Origin of the sequence: Kitasatospora sp. NPDC101155 (assembly GCF_044768305.1) — a bacterium.
Taxonomy (GTDB): domain Bacteria; phylum Actinomycetota; class Actinomycetes; order Streptomycetales; family Streptomycetaceae; genus Kitasatospora.
The window spans coordinates 1-1617 of record NZ_JBIWPN010000155.1 but is presented as its reverse complement, the minus strand read 5'-3'; the positions used below and the strand labels follow the sequence as shown (position 1 = coordinate 1617).

1 protein-coding gene is annotated in these 1617 nt (G+C 69.9%); it reads right to left on the bottom strand.

The window, feature by feature from the left end:
• Positions 1 to 1617 (bottom strand): beta-ketoacyl synthase N-terminal-like domain-containing protein (locus tag ACIRYZ_RS46515; protein ID WP_402955830.1); only part of this gene is annotated, 1617 nt, incomplete at both ends.

Here is a 1617-nt window from a genome sequence, read left to right as displayed (position 1 = left end):
TCCACCACGTCGATCTGATCGGCCGTCAGGCGTGCGCTCGCCAACGCCTGACGGATCACCCGCTGCTGCGACGGACCGTTCGGCGCCGTCAGACCATTCGACGCACCATCCTGATTCACCGCACTACCGCGCAGCACCGCCAGCACCCGGTGTCCATGACGCCGCGCGTCCGACAGCCGCTCCACCAGCAGCATGCCGACGCCCTCGGCCCAGCCAGTCCCGTCAGCAGCAGCCGCGAACGACTTGCAACGACCGTCCGCCGCCAGCCCCCGCTGCCGGGAAAACTCAAGGAAGGCCGCCGGGCTGGACATCACGGTCACACCACCGGCCAGCGCCAGGCTGCATTCGCCCTGCCGCAGCGCCTGGGCCGCCAAGTGCAGGGCCACCAGCGACGACGAACACGCCGTGTCCACCGTCACCGCCGGCCCCTCCAGACCGAACGAGTACGAGACCCGGCCGGACAGGACGCTGCCCGCGTTACCCAGACCCAGGTACCCGGCGACCTCCTCCGGCGCCTCGTGCAGGCGCGGACCGTAGTCGAGGGAGGCAACGCCGGCGAAGACTCCAGTCCGGCTCCCGCGCAACGCGGACGGGGCGATCCCGGCCATCTCCATGGCCTCCCAGGACGCCTCCAGCAGCAGCCGCTGCTGCGGATCCATCGCCACGGCCTCACGCGGCGAGATTCCGAAGAAGCTCGCGTCGAACTCGGGGGCGTCGTACAGGAATCCGCCCTCGCGGGTGTAGGACTTGCCCTCCAGCCCGGGTTCCGGATCGTAGAGATCCTCGGCCCAACCGCGGTCCAGCGGGAACGTGGAGATACCGTCCCGTTCCTCGTCCACCAGCCGCCACAGCTCATCCGGCGAGGTAACACCGCCGGGGTACCGACAGCTCATGCCGATGATCGCGATCGGCTCGTCGGTGACGTTGGCGACCAGATCGGTGCCCTGAAGGTCCGTCACCAATCCGGTCAGCAGGGCGTGCAGGTGCTCGGCGAGAGCGGTCGGCGTGGGGTAGTCGAAGACCAGGCTGGTGGGAAGGTCGAGTGCGGTCGCCGACTTGAGCCGGTTCCGCAGCTCCACCGCCGTCAGCGAGTCGAAACCCATCTCCTTGAAGGCCCGACCGGTCTGGACCGCGTCGGTGGACTCGTGCCCCAGGACCTCGCTCGTCTGAACCTGGACAAGGTCCAGCAGCGCCGCGAACCGCTCGTCCTCGTCGCGGCCGGCCAGACTCCGGACGAGGGATTCAGCCGACGGGCCCGTCGACGCGACGGCTTCCTCCCGGCCGGAGACCTCCCACGACTTATTTGCCCCAGTGGCCGTTCCGGGCGACAGCCAGTAGCGCTGGCGCTGGAAGGCATACGTCGGCAGGTCGATACGGCGGGCACCCTGGCCCGTGAACAGGCGCTGCCAGTCGACGGTGACGCCATGGACGTGTGCCTCGGCCAGACCCTGCATCAGGGCCAGCGGCTCCTCCCGGTCACGACGCTGCACCGCGACACAGGTCGCGTCCTCGCCGTCCAGGCTGTCCGCGGCCATCGCCGTCAGCACACCGTCCGGGCCGACCTCCAGGAACGCCCGCGCCCCCGCCGCGTGCAGAGCCCGCACACCATCGTGGAAG